This window comes from Peribacillus sp. (assembly GCF_059453735.1).
Map to the genome: position 1 here is coordinate 1 of NZ_JAZVJO010000540.1, position 5,916 is coordinate 5,916.

A 5,916-nucleotide genomic window follows, 5' to 3' on the forward strand; every position below is an offset into this window, starting at 1 on the left:
TAAAGATGAATTGAAAAATGCAGACACCTTCTCGATGGCTGAAAAAGAAATTATCCATTTTCATTTAGATAAGAAGTTGGAAGACCTTGTCGTGCAGACGACCATATGGGATTATGCAGAGGTGATTTCTCTATTCTATAAAGGGAAAATTGAGCAATCTGATTTCAAGCAACTCAATCTTTTCCCAGACCCTGAGCTAAATAAGGGAACCTATATTAAGCCAGCGGAAATCCAAGCAAGGTTGCAGGAGAATTCGAAGCTGTATGAGCTGGTTCAACGAATCCATGACTATGAAACATTGGATACGGAATTAGATAAATACTTTGATGATAAGATGGTTACGAAACTTAAGAAGGATGATTGGTATACCAATGAATTAATGCCAGTGAAAACCTCTTTTGATAATAATCAAAAAATCCACCTAACCTATCTGGATGCACAAACGAAAAAATTAAATAAAGGGGTCGACTTTTGGGAAAGAGCCCATGCTAAAACGAAGACAGGGATGAGAAAACGTCATATCATCGTCTTCAATGAGCCATTTCAATCATCTGTAGAAATGGAGTTCGAGTTTGATGATCATCTCAAGAAACAGTATATCCACAAAAAGAGTGAACCTTACTGTGAGACAAGTGGTAAAAAGTTAAAAGTACGTTTACCAGTTGAAGAAGGAAAAGTAGAGTTTCATCAAATAAAGTATCGTCATAACAATGAATCGAAATCCAACTATGAATTCAATTTCTGCATTGTACCTTTTTCTGCTGACATGCTAGCAGGAATTGAAACAAAGTATGAAGTGAAATATGCTAATGCTGCATCATCCATCTTCCTTCATTATACTGGGGAAGAAATTGTCATTGGTTCGGGTGAATCTAGCGTTCATCATCTAATTAGAGAAGCCTATGAAACCATAGAAAAGGATGAAGGAGTTTCCGTTGCACTAGAGATGGATCAAGGGGCCTGGGAGGACGATCGATTAGCGTTTAACATGAAAGTTCACCAAAGCTTTTTGCCATTTGAGATAAGAGATTCGGATGTACGCTCAACCCCAATAGAAGCGAGACGGGTAGCTAAACTTAAGCGTGAAAAAAGAGCTCACTTTGTATTGGAGCAAGATACCATTCGACAAGAAACATCGACTTATTATCCACACGATGACTTTAAAACAAAATTGTTAATCGAACAAAAATGGGTGGAGTCTATTGCCAAGCAAATGGTACGTGACACCTTAATAACGGATATGGAGTTACCAGAAAAGGTCCTTCAGGCATATGAGGCCTATTTAGCTTATTTCTCAACTAAACAACTCTTACCAAGCTTAAGTTATATGGATGAGGAGCTGAAAAAGCTAGCAAAATCATATATCACTCATGTATCTGAGCATATAGCTATGATTGAAGAAGACACTCTGTTAACGGAAAGGCAGTTAAATCTGTTCAAGCTAGGAACCTTTGTTGACAATGATCGGCTATGGTTGACACCAGTTCATCCGTTGAATGTGGCTTACCAATTATACTTGGAAGAGCAGCTTCATGACGAAGAGTTGGATTATGTCATTCTAAATCGCCTACATCCAAATAATCTTATGCCATTTATTTATGCTCCTAATGATGAACTATACAGGCCGACATTAACGAATAAATATGCTGAGTGGCATGAATATGAGCCGGAGAAGCAAATATCTATCGGTACGGCAAATGAGTTCTTGGCAAAGGTTGTGGAAGAGAAGATAAAGCAATTTGTGACACACTTCGATTACTTGTTCTTAAGTAGCTCTAAATCTCCATTATTATTGAACATTGTAGAAATAAACAATGATAAAGAAGTGGTCCGTGGAATCTTTAATTTCATGAAGGAACAGCTTGAGACATTAGGACCTGATAATATCTTACCAATAGAGGTAGCCCTTTATAGAAGTCAGGACTCTCAAAGCTCCTTTGAGTTATTGTCTGCTATCCAGACGCCGATGGAACTGAAAGAAGTATTCGATATTGACATTAACTCAAAGGATTTAGATGCTGCCGATGTGTTGAGGTTAATAAGAGAAAATATACGTTATTATCAGAACGAGACAAAGGGCAATATGGAATTTCATTATAGCCATATTTCCTTCTTCAAGCTCCCTACTCAAGATATTGAGGTGTCTCATCCAATGAATCAAATGGATACGGGAATCTCGCTCAATGGATTGCTTTCTTCAGTGGCGTCGATTTCCAGTGATTCAGATTACCGTACAGGTTTCGGCCTTCATAATGGGCCTGAAAAGCCTAGTTATTTGGTGGAGATAGCGAGCAGTTATAATGAGCTTGCTTTTAACATGAAGAATGAAGGCAGGAGTTCATATAGCAAGAATAAATCAATCGTGATGAGCGCTTCTTCTCATAACCAAGAGTTGCTAAAAAATTTATATAAGGCTTCTTTCTGGGTAACCTTTATTGAACCTGGTGTTGATTTGGATTTCTTCCAAGTCTCGACCAATGAGTTGTTAGTCATTCACTATAATGACCAGCATACTTCTTCCGATCGGTATGATGCGATAACGGTAACGGATAAAACTAACCAGTATAAAAAAGTCATTAAGGAATATATTTATGACCATTCATCTACGATATCCGAATATAACATCGATCAAGCCATCAAAGCATTTAATTCCATTAATGGTGAATGGCTATTACGTATCATTGGCAGCAAGGGTCACTTTGCTAGGGAGAAAATTAGCATCGTATCCGCGATGAAGTATTTGGAATGCTATCTCTATCATCCGTCTATTACATGGATACCAGTATCCCTGGAAGAAATTCTTCGTGTCGCAGCGGCAGTTAACTTGACGAAACGAGATGGAATCTTCTCGACGAAGAACCTAAAATCATTCGGCAAGCATAGTGACGATATATTAATGATGGGTATAGAAAAGCAGGAAGGAAGATTAATGCTTTACCTCTATCCTGTTGAGGTAAAGATAGGTCGCCTGCAGACAAGCAAGGCCCATATTCAAATTGAGAAGACAGCTGCATTATTTAAGGAATTTCTTGTTGATAAGCCTGGTGAAGAGTGTTTCAGAAAGAAATTTTATCGCAATTTCTTCGCTCAAATTCTGTTGTCCAATGCGAAAAAGATTTATTCCAATGGATTATGGACAAAAGAAAAATATAATCAAATACATGAGTTGAAGGCATTGTTGCTAAATGATGAATTTACCATTGGAGAGCATTTAGAAGCCTATATAGGTAAAGGTGCGGTTCTTCACTTTAGGAATAATAGTGGATTCCGGTCTGCTGAGTTAAATAATGCAATCTTGAACCTAATGTTTATTGAGGAGGATGCTTATGCTGGTCTTTCGACTTCAATAGAAACCATTGTAGATAGGATGAAGACTGGGTATATGGATTTTATTCCAAGTAACCTATTGGCCAATCAATATCATCCTGATGGTCATGTATACGTATCCCAAAATTATCAGGGTTCTTATCTTATGGATATGAACAAGGGTAATTCTGCTGATTCTGTAACGAAAGATGATGATCAATCTATCCAGCATGCAAAGGTAGCGGAGGATCCCTCGGGAAATGAGTATAAAGCATCTATAGACAACCGTGATGAGGAATTTGATAAAGGAAGCTGTAATGATGCTGATAATGAGCAAATTGAAGATATCGTAATCAGCGAGGACAAGGACGAGAATCAGCCGAGTGACAAAGAATCCCGAATATCTTTAGACGATATAAGAGTCCCTATTGGAGTAATCCAGGGTTCTAATCAGGTTGTGAATTGGGAATTTGGACATAAGAATCTTGCTAATCGTCATCTATTCATCACTGGTGGGTCTGGCCAAGGGAAGACATACTTCATCCAATGCCTGTTATGGGAGTTAGCCAAACATGATATATCCAGTATTATCATTGACTATACGGATGGTTTCAAGAAGTCACAGCTCGAGGATGAATTCAAGGAGAATTTAGGTGGCAGATTGGAGCAATTTATTGTCCTTGCGAAGAAATTCCCGATTAATCCTTTTAAGAGGAACAAAAAAGAATTGGATGAAGATTTATTTATCGATGAAGATGATTCTGATGTGGCTGAAAGAATGAAGAATGTCATCGGTTCTATCTATACTACACTAGGACCGCAACAGCTAAATTCTATCTATCAAGCCGTCATGAAAGGCATGTCTATTTATGATGAAAAGATGAACTTTGAGATTCTCCGTGAATTATTGGAGGAGGATGGGTCAGGACCAGCGAAAACTGCCCTGTCGCAAATGAATCTGCTTATAGATAAGAACCCATTTGATTCAAGCCAGGATATGGACTGGTCCTTTCTTGAGAAAGAAAAAGGAAAGGTGTTCATTATCCAGCTGACAGGATATTCACCTGATGTCCAAAAACTAATCACGGAATTTATCCTTTGGGATTTATGGTATTACAAGCTACAGCATGGGAATAAACGGATTCCATTTCCGGCGGTACTGGATGAATCTCAGCGCCTTGATTTCAGCAATAACTCTCCAAGTGCGAAAATCTTAACAGAAGGCCGAAAATTCGGCTGGTCTGGATGGTTCGCCACCCAATCAACAAAAGGATTCTCTGGAGATCAAATCAGCCGATTGCAAAATTCAGCTGTGAAGATTTACTTCTCGCCTGTGGAAAACGAAATATCTACGATAGCAGCGAATATAGCGGCAGACCATAGAGAAAGAAAAGAGTGGGAAACAAAGCTAACCAACCTTCAGAAAGGGCAATGTATTGTATATGGCCCTGTGTTGGATCGCAATGGTAAGTTCCTTCCTTCTAGACCTTATGTTGTGAATATCTCGCCGTTTAGTAAAAGATAAATATATAAACAAGCCCCTTCATGAAATGGAGGGGCTTGTGTCATTTTGACAAATAGCGGGTAAAGAATAGTAAAAGTAGACAGTGAGTGATTCTTTATGAATACGCAAATGTCGGATGAAACAAGAAAGAGAATAATGGGCTCTATACACGGGATGGGGACAAAGCTTGAGAACAGAGTCTCCCGTGAACTATGGAGAAGGGGCTTTCGATTTCGCAAAAATGTAAGATCTTTATATGGAACCCCTGATATTGCCATTCAAAAATATAAGGTTGTCATTTTTATTGACTCCTGTTTTTGGCATGCCTGTGAGCTTCATGGAACTTTGCCAAATAAGAATCAGCTATTCTGGATTAACAAATTCAATCGGAATAAAGAGCATGATCAAGAGGTTACTGATTATTATCTTAGGAAAGGTTGGTATATTTACCGGGTGTGGGAGCATGATTTAAAGCGTGATTTTTATGGGACGGTTGATAGGTTGGAAGGATTTATATTGGATGCAATTAAAGAAGTTAATAGTTAATTAAATAACTTAAATTTTGTAAGAAGGTGTTTCCAATGACATATGATTAAGTGTGGCTTATGCATAAAACCCTTATATTGTCCATTAGTATAATTATTGTTGAAAATATTACATCATGAGATAGACAGGTGGGGATTGTGATGAGTAACTTTACGAGAGATCTAAGAGCGGAGCAAGAGTTGGGTAAATATTTAGATAGTAACTTTTATCCTAACTATACTCCATTGAAGAATGTCCATCGGGTATTTACGAAGAAGGAACAGATAGAGGGCATAGACATTGTGGGAGATTTTAAGGGTGAGAAAGTTTTGATTGATGAGAAGGGATGTCTAACAAACACGACTCCAATTAATACTTTTGCCCTCGAAATAAGTTATAAATTCAAGGGAACTAGGAAACAAGGCTGGCTCTATAATAAAGAGAAAAGAACCACCCATTATTTATTATGCTGGAATAAATGAGACTCTGATATAGGAATTGATAGTGTAACAGCTGATGACTTCGATTATGTTGTGGTTATGTTAGTATCACGACAAAAATTATTAAATTACTTTCAAGAC

3 protein-coding genes are annotated in these 5,916 nt (G+C 37.9%); all 3 read left to right on the forward strand.

Annotated features, from left to right (window positions below; all coding sequences use genetic code 11):
* Positions 1-34 precede the first annotated feature (34 nt).
* Positions 35-4,831, forward strand: a complete 4,797-nt coding sequence (dptH, locus tag AC52RT_RS17810) for a DNA phosphorothioation-dependent restriction protein DptH (RefSeq protein WP_495541988.1) — start codon at positions 35-37, stop codon at positions 4,829-4,831.
* 96 nt (positions 4,832-4,927) lie between these two features.
* The gene (locus tag AC52RT_RS17815) at positions 4,928-5,356 is read left to right on the forward strand and encodes a very short patch repair endonuclease (protein WP_495541989.1); all 429 of its coding nucleotides are present in this window, start codon (positions 4,928-4,930) and stop codon (positions 5,354-5,356) included.
* A 140-nt stretch (positions 5,357-5,496) separates the two neighbouring features.
* Positions 5,497-5,817 carry a hypothetical protein gene (locus AC52RT_RS17820; RefSeq protein WP_495541990.1) on the forward strand — a complete coding sequence of 107 codons (321 nt, stop codon included), beginning with the start codon at positions 5,497-5,499 and terminating at the stop codon, positions 5,815-5,817.
* Positions 5,818-5,916: the final 99 nt, after the last annotated feature.

What these genes read in the sequence shown, in the direction of transcription:
- dptH (WP_495541988.1), top strand. Translation starts at nt 35, where the DNA reads ATGGCTGAAAAAGAAATTATCCATTTTCATTTAGATAAGAAGTTGGAA.
- AC52RT_RS17815 (WP_495541989.1), top strand. Translation starts at nt 4,928, where the DNA reads ATGAATACGCAAATGTCGGATGAAACAAGAAAGAGAATAATGGGCTCT.
- AC52RT_RS17820 (WP_495541990.1), top strand. Translation starts at nt 5,497, where the DNA reads ATGAGTAACTTTACGAGAGATCTAAGAGCGGAGCAAGAGTTGGGTAAA.